Origin of the sequence: Photobacterium andalusiense (genome assembly GCF_900185625.1) — a bacterium.
GTDB lineage: Bacteria > Pseudomonadota > Gammaproteobacteria > Enterobacterales > Vibrionaceae > Photobacterium > Photobacterium aquimaris.
The window spans coordinates 1-20,324 of sequence record NZ_FYAJ01000004.1 but is presented as its reverse complement, the minus strand read 5'-3'; the positions used below and the strand labels follow the sequence as shown (position 1 = coordinate 20,324).

Sequence of the window (20,324 nt, the reverse complement as noted above, 5' to 3'; positions counted from 1 at the left end):
ATTGTTATTGAACAGTGCTGTATCGATTCAATAGTCAAAGGAATCTATAGTGTCTCGTACTATTATGCTTATCCCAGTTGGCGCTGGTGTTGGTCTAACAAGCGTTAGCCTTGGTGTACTTCGTGCAATGGAGCGCAAAGGCGTTCGTGTTTCTTTCTTCAAACCTATCGCTCAACCACGTCACGGTGGCGATCAACCAGATCTAACAACGACTATCATTCGTGCCAATAGCACAATGGAGTTGGCTGACCCATTCTCAATGGCAAGCGCAGAAGAACTGATCCGTAACGACAAAACTGACGTTCTACTTGAAGATATCGTTGCACGCTTTAAAGCAGCAACAGCAAATGCTGAAGTGGCACTTATTGAAGGTCTTGTACCAACACGTAAGCACCCATTTGCTAACCAGATCAACTACGAAATTGCAAAAACATTAGATGCAGAAATCGTATTTGTTGTATCTCCTGGTACTGATAACCCAGCGCAACTTAAAGAGCGTATCGAAGTAGCATGTTCTAACTTCGGCGGTATTAAGAACAAGCAAATCTCTGGTGTTATTGTTAACAAACTTAACGCACCTGTTGATGCTGAAGGCCGTACTCGTCCAGATCTTTCTGAGATCTTTGATGACGTTGAAGGTACTGTGCCTTCAAATGTTGAAATCATGCAAGTGTTCAACTCTAGCCCTATCCGTGTACTTGGTTGTGCACCTTGGAGCGCAGAGCTAATCGCTACTCGTGCAACAGATATTGCTCAGCACCTAAACGCTGAAATTATCAATACTGGTGATCTAGAAACTCGTCGTATTAAGAGCATCACTTTCTGTGCACGCTCTATTCCAAATATGGTTGAGCACTTCCGTCCAGGTTCACTACTAGTAACATCAGCTGACCGTCCAGACGTTATCGTTGCTGCATGTCTTGCTGCGATGAACGGCGTTGAGCTAGGCGCTCTTCTACTAACTGGTGGTTACGACCTACCTAAACCTGTTATGGATCTATGTGAGCGCGCATTCGCTACTGGTCTTCCAGTAATGACTGCACAAGGTAACACTTGGCAGACATCACTAAATCTACAGAGCTTCACTTTAGAAGTTCCTGCAGACGATAAAGAGCGTGTAGAGCTAGTTAACGAATACATGGCAAGCCACATCGATGGTAACTGGATTGAGTCTCTATCTGAAGGTTCAACTCGTGAGCGTCGTCTAAGCCCACCAGCATTCCGTTACCAGTTAACTGAACTTGCTCGTAAAGCAGCTAAGCGTATCGTTCTTCCTGAAGGTGATGAGCCACGTACAGTTAAAGCTGCGGCTATCTGTGCTGAGCGCGGTATCGCTGAATGTGTGCTTCTAGGTAACCCTGAAGAAATCCGTCGTGTTGCTGAGCAGCAAGGTGTGGTTCTAGGTGCTGGCGTAACTATCATCAACTCTGATGAAGTACGTGAAAACTACGTGGCTCGTTTAGTTGAACTACGTGGCGCGAAAGGCATGACTGACGTTGTTGCGCGTGAGAAGCTACAAGATTCAGTATTCCTAGGCACAATGATGCTTGAGAACAACGAAGTTGACGGTCTAGTATCTGGTGCAGTTCACACTACAGCAAACACTATCGTTCCTCCGTTCCAGATCATCAAGACTGCACCAGATGCATCTATTGTATCTTCTGTATTCTTCATGCTACTACCTGACCAAGTATTGGTTTACGGTGACTGTGCGATCAACCCAGATCCAACAGCTGAGCAACTTGCTGAAATCGCTATCCAATCTGCAGATTCTGCAAAAGCATTTGGTATCGAACCACGTGTAGCTATGATCTCTTACTCTACTGGTACTTCTGGTAAAGGCGCAGACGTAGATAAAGTACGTGAAGCAACTAAACTTGCTCAAGAGAAACGTCCAGATCTTATCATTGACGGTCCTCTACAGTACGATGCTGCAATCATGGAAAACGTAGCTGCTTCTAAAGCACCTAACTCTCCAGTAGCAGGTAAAGCAACTGTATTTGTATTCCCAGACCTAAACACTGGTAACACAACCTACAAAGCAGTACAGCGTTCTGCAGATCTAGTATCTATCGGTCCAATGCTTCAGGGCATGCGTAAGCCAGTTAACGACCTTTCTCGTGGCGCACTAGTAGACGATATCGTTTACACAGTTGCACTAACTGCGATTCAGGCTGAACAAGCTAACGCTAAGTAATTCATTACTTAAAAGCCGTTCTAACGCCCCAGCACGAAAATTTTGTGCTGGGGCGTTTTTTATTACTGGCAACAGTTGATTTAAGCCTTTATGCTAAAAGTCTAGTTATGGTTAAGGACAACCACATAGCATGGATGCGCTCAATACATTAGGGCTTTTTATTGGCTCGTTAATTTCAAATACACTGGCCTCACTTTCTGGTGGTGGCGCAGGACTGATCCAATTTCCGCTGCTTATCTTTCTCGGCCTCCCCTTTAGTATTGCCCTTGCAACCCATAAAATAGCCAGTGTCGCCTTAGGCATAGGTGCGACAATAAAACATCTTCGTAATGGCACTTTGGCATGGAAACTAACGCTATATGTGATCATCGTCGGCACTGTTGGTGTCATTCTTGGTGCCAATCTAATTTTGTTAATTCCAGTTAAATTTGCCGAAGCTGCATTAGGCGCATTAATTATTAGCCTTGGTATTTATTCCGTCACCACTAAAGAACTCGGCCAAATTTCAGCCCCGCAGCACCGTAATCCATTTGGCTTTATCGTTGGTGCAGTGAGTTTATTTATTATCGGTATAATTAACGGATCTCTCACTGCTGGCAGCGGTTTATTTGTAACTTTATTTCTGGTGCGTTGGTTTGGTTGCGATTACAAACAAGCGGTTGCAATAACCCTCGTTAGTGTTGGCTTATGCTGGAATGCAATTGGTGCTGTTGCTATTTATCAGGCAGGTGCGACCATTTATTGGCCATGGCTGCCAGTATTATTGGTCGGCTCATTATTGGGTGGCTACCTTGGTGCTCACCTTGCCCATCAACGCAGTAATCAATTAATTAAACGTTGTTTTGAAAGCTTAACCTTTGTGATTGGCTTTAAACTGTTACTCGATCTTTAATCTTCAGCATCAACAGGAATACACATGAACACAGCCACTATTGATATCTATTATTGTCGTCAGTGTAATTGGATGCTGCGAGCAACATGGATGACTCAAGAGCTCTTACATAGTTTCAGTGAAGAAATTAAAACTATCAGTCTTCATCCTGATACTGGCGGACGGTTTGAAATTCATTGCAACAATCACTTAATTTGGGAACGTAAACAAGACGGTGGTTTTCCTGATGCTAAACAGCTTAAACAACGCATTCGTGATGTGATTGATCCTGAAAGAGACTTAGGTCATATCGATAGATAACCCCATCCTTTTACAAAAAAAGCGCATGCTTGATAACTCAAACATGCGCTTTTTTATTAATTAGCTAAGATGTTAGTTAAGCACTGTTTGCGCCAACACCTCACCCTCAAAACTAATCACAGATAATTGATTATCATCTAATAAACCGTAGCTTGCCGCTAAACCATTACGAGGAATAGCCACAGAGCCTGGATTAAACACATAATAATCCCCTTTCAGCTCTGCAACCGGAATATGGGTATGTCCCGCTACAATTACATCACCCGCCATTAATTGAGGGTGTTTATCGGCATTATAAATATGACCGTGAGTTAAAAATAATCGTCGACCATCGGCTAACATCACTAAGTTATAGTCAGCCATCATTGGAAAATTTAACAACATCTGATCGACTTCGCTGTCGCAATTACCTCGCACCGCGGTGATACGATCAGCATACTTATTTAATAATTCAGCGACTTTAATTGGATCATATACTTCAGGTAACGCATTGCGTGGACCATGATTAAGAATATCGCCAAGTAAAATAAGATACTTAGCGCCACTTTGTTCAAAGGCTGCAATTGCTTTTTGAGCACTTGCTAAACTACCGTGAATATCAGATGCAAAAAATAATTTCATTACTAAACTCAGCTACAACATCAAAAATATATCGCTTTAGTCTACGTGAGCGACAATAAAAATACTATTGTTGTAACGTCACCGAAATCAAGCACCATAGAGAGACAACGACTATCATTGGCATCACTTATACTGTGAGATAACAATAATTGCTGATATTTATCTCGCCACTAACTTGCTAACAACATCAGTTGATTTAAGATAGTAAAACCGAACACTGCGAGGGAGTAACCACATGAAGATCTTAGTAACAGGCGCAACGGGGCTGATAGGAAAAGCATTACTCCCTCATTTAAATCATGATGAAATTACAATTATTAGCCGTGATCCTACTCGCGCTTATCAATTATTAGGTCATCATATTAATGCACTTGATTCATTACAATCGCTGCCTAATCTAAATCAATTTGATGTGGTTATTAATCTTGCTGGCGAACCGATTATGGATAAACGCTGGAGCGAGCAACAAAAGCGAATCATTGAAGACAGTCGCTGGAACATTACTCAACAATTAGTCGATAAAATTCAAGCCAGTGACACTCCACCACATACCTTTATCAGTGGCTCAGCCGTGGGAATTTATGGCGATCAACACGATCGTACGATTGATGAAACGTTTATTATTGAACCCAATAACACTGATTTCTCCCAACAGGTCTGTTACCGCTGGGAGCAAATCGCTCTTGAAGCACAATCAGATCAAACCCGTGTATGTCTATTAAGAACTGGGATCGTGCTTGCTAAACAAGGAGGCGCGCTGGCAAAAATGTTACTGCCTTACCAATTCGGTTTAGGGGGACCTATTGGTGATGGTCAACAATATTTTCCGTGGATCCAACTACAAGACATGGTGCGAGGAATTTTATTTTTAATCAATCACAATGAGACTCAAGGCCCGTATAATTTCACCGCTCCTAACCCTGTTACTAATCGTGTTTTCAGTACTACTCTTGCCGCCACTTTACATCGTCCACACCTGTTATTTACCCCTGCTTGGGTATTAAAATTCGCCCTTGGAGAGTCATCACAGCTATTGCTAGATGGTCAGCGCGCATTGCCAAATAAGTTACAAGCAGCAGGGTTTAACTTTACTTTCCCTTGTATTGAGCAAGCGTTAAAGCAGACGTTGGGTGATTGAGTTTTTCTCTATCACCGCAACGGCAACAACAACTTCTTGATCTGTGATCGTGACACTAAATACACCAACCCAATAGCCAGCACTGGTAAGCCTAACCACATTAATGGGTGTAAGCTAAACGGCAGTTCAAAGCCTTTCACCACCAGCAGACCAACCACAAATTCAGCGCCAACAGCTGCAATAATACCAGCCAATAGCGCAATAATGCCGTACTCAAACCATAGAGTGGCAGCAATGCGTTTACGGCTTGCACCTAAAGTGCGGTATAACTGAATTTCAGTTTGGCGCTCGGAAATACTCAAGCGTAATAAGGTCATGATCAGCAATAAACCACTGACCACCCCCAATCCTGCCAATACCGTTAACGACCAACTGACTTGTGCTAGCAGGCCTTGAATACGGGTCGCCATCATGCGTAAATCAAGCACTGTCACGGTGGGATATTGGCTGGCTAAGGTATTGAGTAATGCATTTTGCTGCTCGCCAACTCGAAAACTGACAAGTCCTGTTGCGGGGAATGACTGCAACACATCTGGTGTGAAAATAAAGTAAAAATTAGGCTTCATATTACGCCATTCAACATCGCGAATACTGTTCACAGTAGCGTTAAATTCTCGTCCACCCACAGTAAATGCTAACTTGTCACCGAGATTAATACTCAACCGTTTGGCAATGCCAGATTCAACCGAGACACCTTCCGCTTTACCCCATTGCCCTTTAGTCACGACATTATGAGTTGGCAGTGTTGTTGCCCACGTAAAGTTAAGCTCACGTTTTAAGGCAGGATCGACACTGTCATCATCCGCGTTTCGATTTAGCTCGTTACTTATCTCAGTATTATCGGCGCTTTGATCTATTGCGGTTGAATTTGATGGCGTGTAAAAACGTTGATCATTAATTGCCACTAACCGCCCACGGGTTACTGGATAGCTTTGCGAACGGGTTAACTGCGCTTTATCTAAATCAGCTAAATAACTTTGTTGTTGCTCAGGGGCAATATTGAGTGCAAACACATTGGGAGCATCAGCTGGAAGCGTATGTTGCCAATCAGCCAGTAACTCATTTCGTAATAAGCCAATCACTGCCAATAACATTAATGAACAGGTTAATGCCACCAGCTGCGTCGCAGTTTTGGTTTTACTGCGATTAACACGGCTTAGTGCCAAACGATAAGCAGCACCGAGTTGTATTTTTTGTAATAAAGCAATCGCTGCCACACCGACTAACGCCAATACTATTAATAGTACAGCCATGCCTAACAAGGTTAACCAGACAAACTGATTGCTGCCAATCCATACTATTGTTGCCAACACCGGAAAAGAGAGTAATAGCCAAGACAAACGATTTGGCATCGATGCTGGTGTTGAGGCTTGGACTGAATTAATGGATGCCGTTTGTACTAAGCGTGATAATGGAATTCCCAGTGCAGGCAATGCAATTAATAATGCCAATAATAAGCTGATCACCATCGGGGCAAATCCCATTGACGGTAAATCATGTGGTAATAGATTTTGCAGTGGATAACGCAGTAGCCATTCAAGCCCAAATCCAAGTGTTAAACCAATAATAATCGCGACCACAAACACTAAACTAATTTGGGTTAATAACCAGCGCCATAAAAAAGACCTTGAAGCACCGAGGCTTTTCATCATCGCCACCGCCGTTTTACGAGTAACGGCATAATGTTGGCAGGTGAGCACTAATGTTGCAGCAGCCATCAATACCACTAGCACTAACGTTAGTGATAAATACTGCCGTGCCCGCTCAATAAAATCACCACTACGCCCAGCATCATTTTCCGTCAACCAGCGCTGGCTTGGGGTTAAGGTTAATTGCTGACGAATATCATCCAAAGCTGTATTTGAACCTGAGAAGTAATAGCGATAACTGATTCTACTACCTGGTTGCACTCCCCCGACCGCATCAATATCTTGTTGATGAATAAACACCGTCGGCATTTGACTAAAAGGATTAAACGATAATTCAGGATCTTGAGTAATACGGCCACTAATTTTTAGTTCGGTATCGCCAACCATTAACATATCGCCAATATTGACGTCCAACAGTGAAAATAACCGTTCAGCAAGCCATAATTGCTGCGGCTGTAGATGCTGTTTTAACGTGCTGGTATCAGATCCTTGTAAACCTAATTCACCACGTAATGGAAAAAGAGCATCGACCGCTTTAACACTTACCAACTGCATACCGTTATCACTAAATACCATCGTCCCAAAACGAGTTTGCTGTGATATTTTCACCGAATCTGTTGCTGGAATCTTAAGCTGCGCCAGATCAACCGGCTGTGAAGAAACCAGCACCCGATCCGCGGCAAGTGCGGATCGGCCCTGATCGACAATGATCGCCTCAACACGAGTTACTAATGCCGATAACGCAAACACACAGCCAATAATTAAGCTCAACGCAAGAGTGACCAACCATAATTGCCCTTGTCGAATCTCACGCCATGCCCAACGTAGCATAAAAATGGTTTTATGACTGATAACAGCAATATTAGCCATGATGCTCTTCCTTGATTGGTTGTCGGTGGCCTTCCGTCTTTAGCACCCCATTATCTAACCGCATTACGCGATCACAACGAGCCGCTAAGGCATCATCATGAGTGACTAATACTAACGTAGTGCCACTATTTCGATTAAGCTCAAACAATAACTCAATAATCATCGTTGCTGTTTGCTGATCTAAATTACCCGTCGGCTCATCTGCAAACAGAATTTTAGGTTTGATCATAAACGCCCGTGCTAATGCGACCCGTTGTTGCTCACCACCAGATAATTGGCTTGGTAAATGGGTTTCACGTCCTTGTAACCCCACCATGCTAAGTAGATGCTTACCGCGTTCAATATCAATATCGTTGTTCTGAATTAAGCATGGTAAGGTGACATTTTCTAACGCATTTAAGGTCGGTAATAACAAGAAATTTTGAAACACAAATCCAATCGATTCACTGCGTAATTGTGCCCGTTGCTCATCGTTTAGATTTGTCAGGTTATGGCCTAATAATTCAATCTCACCGCTTGTTGGCACATCTAATCCAGCCAATAAGGTCATTAAGGTCGATTTTCCTGCGCCTGATACTCCCACTAATGCAATTGACTCGCCTTGCTCGACCTCAAGCGAAACATCCTGCAAAATAGTCATTGGCGACAAGGCTGTCGTAACCTGTTTGAAAACAGAGTGAGCTTTTATTACGGAGACTGACATGATACGAATCCTTTCATTAGTAATGCTGTTATTTGCATCGACAGCATCGAGTCAAACACTATTAGTGCTGGGCGATAGTTTAAGTGCGGGTTATCAAATGCCTGCCAATAAAAGTTGGCCCAGTCTTCTTCCTCAAATATTAGCCCAACAATCTCAACCAACAACGGTTATCAATGCCAGCATTTCAGGTGACACCAGCGGTAATGGCTTAGCACGCCTTCCCCAGCTGCTGGCGCAATATCAACCCGACATTGTCTTAATCGAATTAGGTGCTAATGATGGTTTACGTGGATTTCATCCTAAAATACTACGCAATAATTTAACCCAGATGATCACTTTAATTAAAGAAATGGGATCACAGCCATTATTAATGCAAATAGAAATTCCACCGAACTATGGCAAACGCTATAACGAATTGTTTCGTAATACCTACCCTACATTGAGTCAATCATTGAATGTGCCGCTATTGCCTTTTTTCCTTATTGAGATCATTGTTCAGCCTCAATTGATGATGAAAGATGGACTTCACCCAACAGCACAAGCACAACCGTTGATCGCTCAATTTATGGCTCAGCAACTTAGCCCTTATCTCAACAAGGAAACCATCCAGTGACACAATCTATTTTAATTACCGGCTGTAGTTCTGGTATAGGTTATTACTGTGCAGCAGAACTCAATAAGCTCGGTTATAACGTCATCGCCAGTTGTCGCCATTTACGTGATGTAGAACGATTAAATAACCAAGGTATTAAGTGTATTCAACTTGATCTTAGTTGTTCTGAATCTATTGATCGCGGCTTAAAACAAGCGTTAGTCTTCGCTGATGGTCACTTAGATATGCTGTTTAACAATGCCGCTTACGGCCAACCAGGCGCATTAGAAGATTTGCCCACCGAGGCATTACGCGCGCAATTTGAAACCAACTTTTTTGGCTGGCATCAACTTACTCGTGCTGTGATCCCATTAATGCTACAACAAGGTCACGGTAAAATTATTCAAAACAGTTCAGTTTTAGGGTTAGTAGCAATGAAGTATCGTGGTGCGTATAACGCCAGTAAATTTGCTCTTGAGGGGTATACTGATACGTTGCGATTAGAATTAGCAAATACACCAATAAAAGTTGCATTAATAGAACCCGGTCCGATTGACAGCAATTTTCGGCATAATGCTAAGCATAAATTTGAACAATATATTGATATTAATCATTCTCGCCATCAACAGCCTTATCAACAAACATTGGATAGATTAGGGGCGGCTAATCCCAATAACAAGTTTACTTTAGGGCCAGAGGCGGTATTTAAGCAGCTGTTAGCTATAATTCACAGTAAGCAGCCAAAAGCACGTTATTACGTAACCCAGCCTACACATATCTTTGGCTTTCTACGTCGCATATTGCCAACAAAATGGTTAGATAAACTACTAATAAAGAGTAATTAGTTAAATATAGGCCATAATAACAGCATTTATTATGGTCATATTAATCACCTTTACATCTTTAAAATGGTGATAAAAACAACAACTAAAAAATAAATATCGTCATATCATCCTGATAACAATACTTAAAGTTAAACAAATAGCCTTTAAATCTAAATAATCCCCTCTCCTGTATAAAAACTATAATAACGTCACATTAGTGTCACAATAAAACGCTACAGTAGTCTTAAGTCAAAAGACTCATATCATCGTAAATTTTCTTATCTGAGGTGTAGTATGTCGTTGCGCCAAATTAATATTATCTGTGTCTGTATCACACTCGCTATTATGCTGACTTTTAATAATTAGTGTCATTTAGTGCTGTTTTCTTGATTCGTCTCGATTCATCCCCATATATTTGTTATAGCCTTTCAAATAGCCAACGGATATCAGCACATGTATCAAAATGTCGCGCTTGAATTAAACGAACAAAATCTTCAGCAGATCATCGATCAATCGATGCAGACACCTGTGGCAATCAGTTTCTGGGCCCCTTCAATGCCAGAAACGCTTGAAGTAAATGCGACCCTTGAAAAAATTGCTCGTGAATATCAAGGCCAATTTACGCTTGCTACAGTCAACTGTGAAACTCAACAAATGGTTGCCTCTCAGTTTGGAGTTCGTGGTTTACCGACCGTCGCTTTATTTAAAGGAGGTCAGCCTGTTGATGGTTCTGCCGGTCCACAAACTGAACAAAGTTTACGTGAAATGCTAAATCGTCACTTACCATCACCTGAAGAACTTCAGCTACAACATGCATTAGCATTAGTCGCAAGTGAAGATTACAATCAAGCACTTGCACTACTTCGTCAACTGGCGCAAAAATTCCCTAAAAATAGCACCATTGAGCTAGCTATTGCCGAATGTTTAATAGCTGCTGGATTATTTGATGAAGCGGAATTAATTCTCGACACCATTCCAATGCAAGATCAGGATGCTCAATATAAAGGACTGGTTGCTAAACTGGAATTACATAAACAAGCGGGTAATTCACCAGAGATTCAACAATTAGAACAAAAATTTGCGACTAACCCTAGCGATGCCAATGTTGCTTTTGAGCTTGCTGTTCAATACAGTCAAGTTAATCGCAATGAAGAAGCATTAGCGCTATTACTTGAGGTGCTTCGTCGCGATCTTAATTTTGCTGACGGCAGTGCTAAAAAAGCCATGATGGATATTTTAGCCACATTAGGCCAAGGTAATCCAATTGCAGCCAATTACCGTCGTCAACTATATTCATTGTTATATTAGTTTAATCCAATAAAAAAAGGCCCGTCAGCATCATGCTAACGGGCCTTTTTTCATTTATCTAATCTTAAAATTAACTAGCATTGGTTTTTTCAAACACTAAAAATTTATTACCAGAATCAACGACTAAAGTATTATTAATCACTTCAATACTGGTTGCGCTACGCAGTACGTTCAGCATGTTTTCTTCTTGAGTCACAAGCTCTGGTAAACAAATTCTACGGGTAACACTCGGTAAAGTAAAACTGCCATCAGCGGCAATTAAACGCCCTTTAAATTGATTACAACCGGTAAAGCCAGAAACCTTCATATCAGCATTAATATCTAATTTGGGTTTGTGCTTAGTCACACCAGGAATACAAACGCCACCTTTAAGTGTCCATTCACCAACCAGTTGTGTTGATTTCTTTAATTGCTGATTAGAAAAACAACCCGTTAATGAAATTGCTAATAATATTAATAAACAAAACTTACTTTTTTTCATCATTGCTCTATGACTCAATCTTAATCTCAATAGTTTGCTTTCGTCAGATCTAAACAGGCTATTGAGATAACAATCGAATAAAATAATGCCGATGATCTCTCATCGGCATTAAAATTTAAACTAGTTTAAAACTAGACAGTTAATACAATCGTCTTAATTACTTAAGGATGATTTGTACTGAACGCTGCACGTAGTTAGTGCTGTCTGCTTTATTAGTTTTGATTGGGTTTGTGTTAGCAACGTGAGAAACAGTTAAGCGAGTTGCGCTAATACCGTTTGCTTCTAGGAAGCTAGCAACGTTTGCTGCACGCTCAGCAGAAACTTTATCGTTGATTGCTTGGCCGCCAACGCTATCGGTACGACCGATGATTTGAGCGTTAACTGCTGGGTTAGCTTGCATAGTTGCAGCAATCTCACCTAGGTTGTAACGACCGTAAGCGTTTAGCTTAGTTTCACCATTTTGGTATGGAAGAACGTAAGAAGAACGTGTTGGTACTTGTGCTTCTACAGCAACTTCTTTAACTACTTCAACGTTGTTAGTAACAACTACTGGTGTAGCTGGTTGACCAAACTTGTATGTCATACCCCAGTACGCTTGAGTTAGATCAGCGTGACCGTGTGAAGTACGTAGGTTTTGGTAGTAATCAGCACCAATTTGAGTAGATAGTGCGTTAGTGATTTGGTAAGAAAGACCTAGACCACCAGTTGCAGAGAAGCTATCAGACTTCATGTGGAATGCATTGTCAGCGAAGTTCTTATCATCTGCGTAGATGTAAGTTGCACCAACTTTAGCAAATGCAGATAACTTTTGTGTAAGAGGTAGGTTACCTTTAACACCAACAGTTGCTAGGTTTAGGTTTGAATTACCTAGGTTGTACATGAAGTCGTAGCTACCGTAAACACCAACGTATTGGTTGAAGTCGTAACCAGCGTCTAGCTTAGCGCTAGGAGCATTAGTTTGACCACCAAACATTTGAGAGTCTGCGCTACCAACATAGCCCATACCTAGTGCACCACCAACCCAGAAGCCGTGGCCTTGACCAGCGTACCAGTGACCAGTTGCTGCTGATTGAGTTAGTGCAGTGTTATTTGTAGCCGTTGCTGTTGCAGGCGCATCAGCAGCCATTGCAGATGTAGCAACGCCTAGAGATAAAGCTGCTACTACAGCTAGAGATAGAGATTTCAATTTCATGTTTAACTCCATTGGTTAAATACTTTAAAACTTTTCTAATTGTCTGCCCGTATAAGTGCGTACTATCTATTTTTCTAAGTGTGTATCGCAGGACAGTCTTTGTCAGGAACCTACTTATTTTGTGACTGTGTTAGCATTAAGGCAAATAATAAAAAATGATGTTCACAATTAATTGGCGTTTTTTCACACGCGTCAAAAAAATGGCTTCTGAAAAATAAATCTTTCAGAAAAAATTTAGATAAATAAAAAAAACAGTTTTTTTTAATGATTATATTCATATAAAAAAACATAAAACCATCACGGAATTTTATATTTTCACCATGATAACAGAAGGATACAAACTAACACCTTTATCAACAATGCCTAAAAAAAAATGTGAAAAACATACTTTTTTATACTACACATAATGTGATAAATAATCATATCCAGCCTTTTGAGCTGGTAATTATCCTTTATCATCTCTTCCATAAATCTTTTTTTTTGTTAGCATTTGCTTTGAAAATAAAGGATCGAGATGGGTAATGAACTTTTTTAGAGTAGCAATAACGGCAGTAACTCCCTTGTTACTCTTTTTATGTCTACTAAAAAAGTGCGTCTTTTATATCGCTATAAACACCCGGATGCTTCGATACTGAAAGCAATAACAATAAAAAAAGCAGTCGTCATATAAGAACGTATTGCGTAAAACAGATACTAAGATAGGTAGTTAACGCCATGATCATATATAAATACGGTAAGGATGTTTTTGAGCCGCAAAAGAGTGCTTATACTAATCAGGAAGCAACCACAAAACTCAGTGCTAGCGAAACAAAAATCCTCCAATTTTTAATCGATAACAGTGGCGAAATTATTAGTCGAGAAAAACTACTTGAAATTGGTTGGCCAGATAAAGTAGTGGTTCCTAACTCATTAAATGTTGCTATTGCTAATTTACGCAAAGCATTTAAAAGCAAGAATGAAATTATCATCACAATTAAAGGGGCAGGATTTACGATTGCCAATAACACCTTTATCCAACAACAATTTCAACCCGAAGTTGTGATCGATAATGAACAACATAACCCAGAACAATTACAACTAACTGATCATAATGGTGATAGCAATACCGTTGGTACTGATGCGAAGAAGACTAAACATACATCAACAGCCCACTCACTCCCAACAATGGCGAAAATTGGCTATGGAATTTGCTTAACAGCGATGTTTGCTTGGGTGATGTTATGGGCTAGCAGCTGGCAGTCTCCACCTTGCGTTACCGTTAATGCTCAAAAAATTTGTGGTAACATTGAGTTGCTCAACTTACAAAAACTACCACAAAACTTGAGCGGTAAAAGCACGGTTTACATTGACACCAATGGAAAAATGTATGAAAAAATTTAAATACGTCGTCATAGCATTATTAGTTTTAATGCTATACCCCGTTATTAATGGTATGGGGTGTGATTTTAACTATAAGTACGTAACGCCCAACCATGAACAGTTTGGTAGTTGCAAGTTTGGCCAATATACACTCATTGATTACCCAAATCCTAAAAAAGACAATGGTTATACTGTCTTAAAGGGACTGTATTTTTATGCCTTTGGTAATGCTGCTGTATTAGTGGTTGATACAGAAGATCACACTAAAAAAATCACTGATGCCGCTATTGAAAGTCTCAATTGGACCCACGAAAGTTTTTGGCATCAATTTAATCTCAAGCGATTAGATAAAAATACCATGATTAGCTACAATTCATCTCCAACAAAGCAATTACGTGTTATTTCTTATGATGGCACCTTATCAATGACCGATAGTGGTCACTAACTAACACGTGGCTAAATAATCTACTTTAAATGATTATTTAGCCTTTTTTAGTTAAGCTATCAATAATTGGACATGGCGCATTCTTATCGCCTGGACATTGCTCAGTCAACGCAGATAAGGTTAATTTAATTTGTTTTAGCTCTTCTATTTTATGATCTATCTCTATTAATTTTTGTTGCGCTTTTTGTTTAACATCACGACTTTGACGATCTGGATTAGTTGATAATGCCAGTAATTGCTGACACTCATCTAAAGAAAATCCAATCATTCGAGAACGCTTTATAAGTAATAACTCCGCAATATGCTCCGCATTGTAATAACGATAACCATTCACTCCTCGCGGCGCGGCACTTATCACCCCTTTGCTTTCATAAAAACGGATCGTTTTGGCCGTTAATCCGGTTTGTTTTGCAACATCGCTGATACTCATCATCACTTATTTACTCTACTGTATTAAAAAATAGCCTTGACATTATAGTTACTGGAAGGATTATGCTAGAACTATTATTTCATTTAAGCATTAAAGGCGAGCACATGAATACTGTTACTCTTCCCCTTGCCAATGTACGCTGTATGCGTTGCGTTAATAAAATTCGTGATGCTATAAGCCTACTTCCTCAAACCCAAATTATTGATATCAATACTGAGCAGTTAACCATAACCAATGATACCCCTTTAAGCCCTCTCTTTGATGCTGTGACAGCATTAGGCTACCAAGTTGGCTATCATTACCAATTACCACTAAGTGGCTTATCCTGTGGACGCTGTGTTGCTAAAATTGAACAGGCACTAACAGAACGTCATGATATTGCACATTTTAATATTAGCAAGCAGCTTGCAGATGTATCTGGCTCGATAAGTGAGCAAGCACTAACTGATCTTATAGTTAAACTTGGCTATCAGGTTGTCACTAACTCACAACAACACAGCTATGAATTCAGTTTAACTGGCTTATCATGCGGAAAGTGTGTCGCGAAATTAACCACGGTATTAACTCAAGACAATATTAAGATTATTACTATTGATAAGAATAACCTCAGTGTTATTACATCATTAACTGCTAGTGAGATTATCGCACTCGTAACCAGCGCCGGTTATCAAGCAATCGCGATAACACAATCTCAGCCAAAAACATTAATTGACCAAGATCTCGTACCAGAACCAGAACCAGAAATTACAGCCCCAGCTCAAGGTGAAGCAACCCAATTATTATTATCAGGGCTAACGTGCGCGAGTTGCGTAGCATCAGTAGAGAAAGCAATAAAGACCGTAGACGGCGTTGACAGTGTCAATGTTAACCTTGCTGAGCGTACTGCCTTAATTTATGGACAAGCATCACCACAGGCGATTATTACGGCAATAGAACAAGCGGGTTATGGTGCAGAACAAAGTGAAGATGATCAAAGTCGTCGTCTTCGTCAACAGCAACAAAACCAGCAAACTGTAAAAACTCATATGCGTAATGCCATGATTGCACTCGGCTTAGGGGTTCCAATGATGGCTTGGGGGATCTTTGGCGGTAGTATGATCATTGATTCCACAGCCAGTCAAATAAGCTGGGGAATTGTTGGTTTAATTACCTTGGCGTTATTGGTAACTGCTGGTAAAGATTTTTATATCAATAGTTGGAAGGCTTTCCGTCATCATCGTGCCACCATGGATACACTGGTAGCCTTAGGTACTGGTGCGGCATGGCTATTTTCAATGGCTGTGGTTATTGCACCAACGATGTTTCCAATTGCTGCTCGCCACGTGTACTTTGAAGCTTCTGCAATGATTATTGGTTTAATTACTCTTGGTCATGCACTAGAAGCACGCGCACGTAGCCGAACCTCAAAAGCCTTAGAGCGTTTGATCGATCTTCAACCTCAAACTGCGATTGTGGTTGAAAATGGACAAGACATTGAGCGCCCATTGAGCGAAGTTATTGCTGGCATGACGTTACGTTTAAAGCCAGGAGCTAAAGTGGCTGTTGATGGTTATGTTATTGATGGTAATAGCTATATTGATGAATCAATGCTTACAGGTGAACCTTTGGCTGTGCATAAAAAAACAGGTGATCATGTTCGTGCAGGCACCATTAACCAGCAAGGCAGCCTATTATTTAAAGCAGAGCATATTGGCAGTGACACTATGCTTGCACGTATTATTCAATTGGTACGCCAAGCACAAAGTAGTAAGCCAGCCCTAGCACGCTTAGCGGATACCATCTCAAGTATTTTCGTACCCAGTGTGATGATCATTGCCATATTGACGGCCATGGCTTGGTATTATTTTGGTCCACAACCAGCATCGGTGTATATGCTTGTTGCAGCGACCACGGTACTGATCATTGCTTGTCCATGTGCATTAGGCCTAGCAACACCAATGTCCGTAACCGTTGGCGTTGGACGTGCAGCAGAATTAGGCATTTTAATTAAAGATGCAGAAGCTATGCAACAAGCGGCTAGTATTGATACTGTGGTATTAGATAAAACGGGTACCTTAACTGAAGGTAAACCACAAGTTGTTGATTATAAAATTTATAATGCATTAACTCGTGAACAATTGATTCAATTAGCTGCCAGCTTAGAACAAGGATCAGAGCACCCATTAGCAAATGCCATTGTTGAATCAGCACACCAACAACAACTTGCGCTTTACTCGCACAACAACTTTAATGCATATGCCGGATTAGGTGTATCAGGCACCATAGAACAACAGCAATTGTTACTCGGTAATACTAAATTCATGCTTCAAAATGAAATTAATATTTCTCACGCTGAAGCTGACTTTGACTTCATTGCCAGCCAAGGTGCAACACCGGTTTACCTTGCTCAAAATGGTATTTTAGCAGGGATCATTGGTATCAGTGATCCACTGCGTGATGATTCATTGTCTGCCGTTAAACGTATGCAAAATATGGGGCTTAATGTGGTAATGCTCACTGGTGACAGCATTAAAACTGCCCACGTTATTGCTGCTAAGCTCGGTATTTCAGATGTAGTTGCCGATGTATTGCCTGATGGCAAAGCGGCTCAAATTACCTTATTACAACAACAAGGTAAGCGAGTAGCTATGGTCGGTGACGGTATCAATGACGCACCAGCCCTTGCATTAGCTGAAGTGGGAATCGCGATGGGAAGTGGTACTGATGTTGCTATTGAAAGTGCCCAATTTACTCTAATGCGTCACTCACTACATGGGGTAGCGGATGCCTTGGAATTATCAAAAGCAACGCTACGCAATATCAAAGAAAACTTATTTGGTGCCTTTATTTACAATACATTAGGTATTCCAATTGCAGCTGGCGTGTTATTCCCGCTCACAGGAACATTGCTTAGCCCTGTGATTGCTGGTGCAGCGATGGCGCTATCATCAATCACTGTCGTTAGTAACGCTAACCGATTACGTTTATTCAAGCCAAGCCAATCACATCAGGAGAAATAATATGTGCTTTTTATTAGGTGCTGCTGCAATTGGATTTATTGTATGGTGGTTCTGGCTTCATCCAAGTATTCGTAACCCTAAATAATCGTCTTTCAGCAATCATATTAAGGCTACTTCGGTAGCCTTTTTTGATCTCCTTAGCTCAAATATTTGTTATAACTTAACTATCCTACTTAATCAGCGGTAACTTATGTTCAAATCTCTTTTGTCAAAAGCATTATTACTCCTGCCTTTTATTTCCCAATCGGCACTTGCAACACCGATTGTATGGAAAATTTATGACCAACAACGTGAGTTTTATGTTTTAGGTTCTATTCATGCCGGAAAAGAAGCTATGTTTCCGTTGCCTGCTATATTTCTTGAGCAATGGCAACACGCAGATGCATTGGTTGTTGAAGCTAATATTTTACAACAATCACAGGTAGCTCCAACGATTAAGCCACCTTTTACTCAACAAGCACTCTCAGCGACGGAACTCAAACAGCTACAAAAGATCACTACTACACTCAACATTTCATTTGAACAGCTACTTCAACAGCCACCTTGGTTAACAGCTGTTACTCTTCAGCTCGCTCTTGCTGATAAACTCGAACTAAAATCAGATTATGGTATCGACTATGTATTGTTGCAACGAGCTCAGCAGCAACAATTACCAATCCTCGAATTGGAAAGTGTTAGCCAGCAATTTAATATGCTTGAAACGCTACCAGAAAATGGCACTCCTATGTTGCTAGAAACGATCAATGAATGGCATAAAACTCAATCATCATTGCGTTGCTTAGTTAAAGTTTGGCAACACGGCGATGGTAATAAGCTTGAACAACTGTTTCAAGAAAGCCAATTTGATCCCACCACTGATGATGCCTTAATTTTTAACCGTAATCAGCGCTGGGCAGAGACCTTAGTAAAAGATCCTACTTATCAATCAGGTAAGTTTATGGTGGTAGTCGGCGCATTTCATTTAATTGGTGAACAAGGATTGCCGAATTTAATGAAACAGCAGGGCTTTAGCGTTGAGAAGATCACCTTTGGCACAACCGCTGATTGTGATTAAGGCAAACCTCATATCAACGATGCGCTACCAAACTGCGCTATTAACCTATATTCGACAGACGAAAAAACCTGAATCTTTCGACTCAGGTTTTCTTAATAGTGGTCGGTGAAGAGCTAGGTTTTAATATCGGGAACCCCCGACCCTCTGGTCCACTCTTTTCTCTAAACCCAGAGATGCGCTATCGAACTGTACTATTCACCCATTTTCAACAGATGAAAAAAAACCGCATCTTTCGATACGGTTTCCTTAATAGTGGTCGGTGAAGAGCTAGATTCTAATATCGGGAACCCCCGACCCTCTGGTCCACTCTTTTCTCTAAACCCAGAGATGCGCTACCAAACTGTACTATTCACCCATTTTCAACAGATGAAAAAAAACCTGAATCTTTCGACTCAGGTTTCTTAATAGTGGTCGGTGAAGAGCTAGGTTCTAATATCGGGAACCCCCGCCCCTCTGGTCCACTCTTTTCTCTAAACCCAGAGATGCGCTACCGAACTGTACTATTCACCCATTTTCGACAGATGAAAAAAAACCGTATCTTTCGATACGGTTTTCTTAATAGTGGTCGGTGAAGAGCTAGGTTCTAATATCGGGAACCCCCGCCCCTCTGGTCCACTCTTTTCTCTAAACCCAGAGATGCGCTACCGAACTGTACTATTCACCCATTTTCGACAGATGAAAAAAAACCGTATCTTTCGATACGGTTTTCTTAATAGTGGTCGGTGAAGAGCTAGGTTCTAATATCGGGAACCCCCGCCCCTCTGGTCCACTCTTTTCTCTAAACCCAGAGATGCGCTACCGAACTGTACTATTCACCCATTTTCGACAGATGAAAAAAAACCGTATCTTTCGATACGGTTTTCTTAATAGTGGTCGGTGAAGAGCTAGGTTCTAATATCGGGAACCCCCGCCCCTCTGGTCCACTCTTTTCTCTAAACCCAGAGATGCGCTACCGAACTGTACTATTCACCCATTTTCGACAGATGAAAAAAAACCGTATCTTTCGATACGGTTTTCTTAATGGTGGTCGGTGAAGAGCTAGGTTCTAATATCGGGAACCCCCGACCCTCTGTGGATCTAAGCTATGATTCATTTTATACAAACGAAAAAAAACCTGAATCTTTCGATACGGTTTTCTTAATAGTGGTCGGTGAAGAGCTAGGTTCTAATATCGGGAACCCCCGACCCTCTGTGGATCTAAGCTATGATTCATTTTATACAAACGAAAAAAAACCTGAATCTTTCGACTCAGGTTTCTTAATAGTGGTCG

Annotated in this window: 18 protein-coding genes; 12 read left to right on the top strand and 6 right to left on the bottom strand. The window is 41.0% G+C overall.

The features are described from left to right. Window positions 1-49: 49 nt before the first annotated feature. The 3 genes from pta (at window position 50) to PAND9192_RS11070 (ending at window position 3,389) form a co-directional block, all read left to right on the top strand. Window positions 50-2,197, top strand: a complete 2,148-nt coding sequence (gene pta, locus PAND9192_RS11080; RefSeq protein WP_200817821.1) for a phosphate acetyltransferase — start codon at window positions 50-52, stop codon at window positions 2,195-2,197. 130 nt (window positions 2,198-2,327) lie between these two features. Continuing rightward, complete coding sequence (locus PAND9192_RS11075) at window positions 2,328-3,089, top strand: sulfite exporter TauE/SafE family protein (RefSeq protein WP_087853866.1); 762 nt, start codon at window positions 2,328-2,330, stop codon at window positions 3,087-3,089. Between the two features lie 24 nt (window positions 3,090-3,113). After that, complete coding sequence (locus tag PAND9192_RS11070; protein ID WP_087853865.1) at window positions 3,114-3,389, top strand: Rdx family protein; 276 nt, start codon at window positions 3,114-3,116, stop codon at window positions 3,387-3,389. Window positions 3,390-3,461: 72 nt separating this feature from the next. Here the strand turns inward: PAND9192_RS11070 and yfcE are convergent, their stop codons facing one another. Continuing rightward, window positions 3,462-4,010 (bottom strand): phosphodiesterase, encoded by a 549-nt coding sequence (yfcE, locus tag PAND9192_RS11065; protein ID WP_087853864.1) that lies wholly within the window; start codon window positions 4,008-4,010, stop codon window positions 3,462-3,464. A gap of 235 nt (window positions 4,011-4,245) precedes the next feature. On the opposite strand from yfcE, the gene PAND9192_RS11060 reads away from it, so the two are divergent. Then, on the top strand, window positions 4,246-5,148 hold the full coding sequence (locus PAND9192_RS11060; protein WP_087853863.1) for a TIGR01777 family oxidoreductase: 903 nt from the start codon (window positions 4,246-4,248) through the stop codon (window positions 5,146-5,148). A gap of 11 nt (window positions 5,149-5,159) precedes the next feature. Here PAND9192_RS11060 and PAND9192_RS11055 read toward each other — a convergent pair whose 3' ends face one another. Together PAND9192_RS11055 and PAND9192_RS11050 are read right to left on the bottom strand one after the other, a co-directional pair. Beyond that, a complete protein-coding gene (locus PAND9192_RS11055; RefSeq protein WP_087853862.1) occupies window positions 5,160-7,667 on the bottom strand; it encodes an ABC transporter permease in 2,508 nt (835 codons plus the stop codon). Beyond that, window positions 7,660-8,370: an ABC transporter ATP-binding protein gene (locus tag PAND9192_RS11050; protein ID WP_087853861.1), complete on the bottom strand. Its 711-nt coding sequence runs from the start codon at window positions 8,368-8,370 to the stop codon at window positions 7,660-7,662. The genes PAND9192_RS11055 and PAND9192_RS11050 overlap by 8 nt, the downstream gene beginning before the upstream one ends. Here PAND9192_RS11050 and PAND9192_RS11045 point away from each other — a divergent pair. From PAND9192_RS11045 to PAND9192_RS11035, 3 genes are all read left to right on the top strand, one after another. Then, entirely contained in the window at window positions 8,369-8,983 is a 615-nt protein-coding gene (locus PAND9192_RS11045; RefSeq protein WP_087853860.1) for an arylesterase, read from the top strand. The genes PAND9192_RS11050 and PAND9192_RS11045 overlap by 2 nt on opposite strands. Next, window positions 8,980-9,807 carry an SDR family oxidoreductase gene (locus PAND9192_RS11040; protein ID WP_087853859.1) on the top strand — a complete coding sequence of 276 codons (828 nt, stop codon included), beginning with the start codon at window positions 8,980-8,982 and terminating at the stop codon, window positions 9,805-9,807. The genes PAND9192_RS11045 and PAND9192_RS11040 overlap by 4 nt, the downstream gene beginning before the upstream one ends. Before the next feature lie 432 nt (window positions 9,808-10,239). After that, on the top strand, window positions 10,240-11,094 hold the full coding sequence (locus PAND9192_RS11035) for a co-chaperone YbbN (RefSeq protein ID WP_087853858.1): 855 nt from the start codon (window positions 10,240-10,242) through the stop codon (window positions 11,092-11,094). A 70-nt stretch (window positions 11,095-11,164) separates the two neighbouring features. Here the strand turns inward: PAND9192_RS11035 and PAND9192_RS11030 are convergent, their stop codons facing one another. Both PAND9192_RS11030 and PAND9192_RS11025 read right to left on the bottom strand, forming a co-directional pair. After that, window positions 11,165-11,578 (bottom strand): META domain-containing protein, encoded by a 414-nt coding sequence (locus PAND9192_RS11030; RefSeq protein ID WP_234999120.1) that lies wholly within the window; start codon window positions 11,576-11,578, stop codon window positions 11,165-11,167. A gap of 154 nt (window positions 11,579-11,732) precedes the next feature. After that, window positions 11,733-12,767 carry an OmpA family protein gene (locus PAND9192_RS11025; protein ID WP_087853856.1) on the bottom strand — a complete coding sequence of 345 codons (1,035 nt, stop codon included), beginning with the start codon at window positions 12,765-12,767 and terminating at the stop codon, window positions 11,733-11,735. Window positions 12,768-13,481: 714 nt separating this feature from the next. On the opposite strand from PAND9192_RS11025, the gene PAND9192_RS11020 reads away from it, so the two are divergent. Beyond that, complete coding sequence (locus PAND9192_RS11020) at window positions 13,482-14,147, top strand: winged helix-turn-helix domain-containing protein (RefSeq protein ID WP_087853855.1); 666 nt, start codon at window positions 13,482-13,484, stop codon at window positions 14,145-14,147. Further along, complete coding sequence (locus PAND9192_RS11015; protein WP_087853854.1) at window positions 14,134-14,571, top strand: hypothetical protein; 438 nt, start codon at window positions 14,134-14,136, stop codon at window positions 14,569-14,571. Before PAND9192_RS11020 ends, PAND9192_RS11015 begins: the two co-directional genes overlap by 14 nt. Before the next feature lie 37 nt (window positions 14,572-14,608). Here PAND9192_RS11015 and cueR read toward each other — a convergent pair whose 3' ends face one another. Next, the gene (gene cueR / locus PAND9192_RS11010; protein ID WP_159458244.1) at window positions 14,609-15,001 is read right to left on the bottom strand and encodes a Cu(I)-responsive transcriptional regulator; all 393 of its coding nucleotides are present in this window, start codon (window positions 14,999-15,001) and stop codon (window positions 14,609-14,611) included. Window positions 15,002-15,105: 104 nt separating this feature from the next. On the opposite strand from cueR, the gene PAND9192_RS11005 reads away from it, so the two are divergent. From PAND9192_RS11005 to PAND9192_RS20910, 3 genes are all read left to right on the top strand, one after another. Next, on the top strand, window positions 15,106-18,000 hold the full coding sequence (locus PAND9192_RS11005; RefSeq protein ID WP_234999118.1) for a cation transporter: 2,895 nt from the start codon (window positions 15,106-15,108) through the stop codon (window positions 17,998-18,000). Between the two features lie 190 nt (window positions 18,001-18,190). Further along, on the top strand, window positions 18,191-19,054 hold the full coding sequence (locus PAND9192_RS11000) for a TraB/GumN family protein (protein WP_087853852.1): 864 nt from the start codon (window positions 18,191-18,193) through the stop codon (window positions 19,052-19,054). A 1,020-nt stretch (window positions 19,055-20,074) separates the two neighbouring features. Continuing rightward, window positions 20,075-20,324: hypothetical protein (locus PAND9192_RS20910; RefSeq protein WP_234999116.1), on the top strand; the 250-nt coding region annotated here is incomplete at its 3' end.

Excerpts from the sequence above, each read along its gene's own strand:
- cueR (WP_159458244.1), bottom strand. The coding sequence starts at position 15,001 with ATGAGTATCAGCGATGTTGCAAAACAAACCGGATTAACGGCCAAAACG.
- PAND9192_RS11055 (WP_087853862.1), bottom strand. The coding sequence starts at position 7,667 with ATGGCTAATATTGCTGTTATCAGTCATAAAACCATTTTTATGCTACGT.
- PAND9192_RS11060 (WP_087853863.1), top strand. The coding sequence starts at position 4,246 with ATGAAGATCTTAGTAACAGGCGCAACGGGGCTGATAGGAAAAGCATTA.
- PAND9192_RS11000 (WP_087853852.1), top strand. The coding sequence starts at position 18,191 with ATGTTCAAATCTCTTTTGTCAAAAGCATTATTACTCCTGCCTTTTATT.
- PAND9192_RS11070 (WP_087853865.1), top strand. The coding sequence starts at position 3,114 with ATGAACACAGCCACTATTGATATCTATTATTGTCGTCAGTGTAATTGG.
- PAND9192_RS11020 (WP_087853855.1), top strand. The coding sequence starts at position 13,482 with ATGATCATATATAAATACGGTAAGGATGTTTTTGAGCCGCAAAAGAGT.
- PAND9192_RS11025 (WP_087853856.1), bottom strand. The coding sequence starts at position 12,767 with ATGAAATTGAAATCTCTATCTCTAGCTGTAGTAGCAGCTTTATCTCTA.
- yfcE (WP_087853864.1), bottom strand. The coding sequence starts at position 4,010 with ATGAAATTATTTTTTGCATCTGATATTCACGGTAGTTTAGCAAGTGCT.
- PAND9192_RS11015 (WP_087853854.1), top strand. The coding sequence starts at position 14,134 with ATGAAAAAATTTAAATACGTCGTCATAGCATTATTAGTTTTAATGCTA.
- PAND9192_RS11005 (WP_234999118.1), top strand. The coding sequence starts at position 15,106 with ATGAATACTGTTACTCTTCCCCTTGCCAATGTACGCTGTATGCGTTGC.
- PAND9192_RS11035 (WP_087853858.1), top strand. The coding sequence starts at position 10,240 with ATGTATCAAAATGTCGCGCTTGAATTAAACGAACAAAATCTTCAGCAG.
- PAND9192_RS11030 (WP_234999120.1), bottom strand. The coding sequence starts at position 11,578 with ATGATGAAAAAAAGTAAGTTTTGTTTATTAATATTATTAGCAATTTCA.
- PAND9192_RS11050 (WP_087853861.1), bottom strand. The coding sequence starts at position 8,370 with ATGTCAGTCTCCGTAATAAAAGCTCACTCTGTTTTCAAACAGGTTACG.
- PAND9192_RS11045 (WP_087853860.1), top strand. The coding sequence starts at position 8,369 with ATGATACGAATCCTTTCATTAGTAATGCTGTTATTTGCATCGACAGCA.
- PAND9192_RS11075 (WP_087853866.1), top strand. The coding sequence starts at position 2,328 with ATGGATGCGCTCAATACATTAGGGCTTTTTATTGGCTCGTTAATTTCA.